Origin of the sequence: Bacillus sp. 22483, from assembly GCF_052044605.1 — a bacterium.
In the GTDB taxonomy this organism is placed as follows: domain Bacteria; phylum Bacillota; class Bacilli; order Bacillales; family Bacillaceae; genus Bacillus; species Bacillus altitudinis.
Map to the genome: position 1 here is coordinate 1 of NZ_JBQENU010000030.1, position 421 is coordinate 421.

The 421-nt window shown below is 62.5% G+C and carries 1 protein-coding gene; it reads right to left on the reverse strand.

Features of this window, described 5'->3' with window-relative positions:
* Positions 1–421: hypothetical protein (locus tag ACTJJQ_RS19250; protein ID WP_440600512.1), on the reverse strand; the 421-nt coding region annotated here is incomplete at both ends.

Below are 421 nucleotides of genomic sequence, written 5' to 3' on the forward strand. Positions count from 1 at the left end.
CAAAATACCAGCTAACCCTACTCCGGTTGCCCCGGTATCTCCCGTTGCTCCTGTGGCTCCGGTTACTCCGGTCGCTCCTGTATCTCCCGTAGCGCCCGTGGCTCCGGTTACTCCAGTCGCTCCCGTATCTCCCGTTACACCTGTGGCTCCGGTTACTCCAGTCGCTCCCGTATCTCCCGTTACTCCTGTGGCTCCGGTTACTCCGGTCGCTCCCGTATCTCCCGTTGCACCGGTCGCTCCGATTGCTCCTGTCGCTCCTGTATCTCCCGTTGCACCCGTGGCTCCGGTTGCTCCAGTCGCTCCCGTATCTCCCGTTGCACCCGTGGCTCCTGTTCCTGTTGCACCTGTGGCACCCGTATCTCCTGTGGCTCCGGTCGCTCCGGTTGCGCCTGTATCTCCAGTAGCGCCAGTCGCTCCTGTT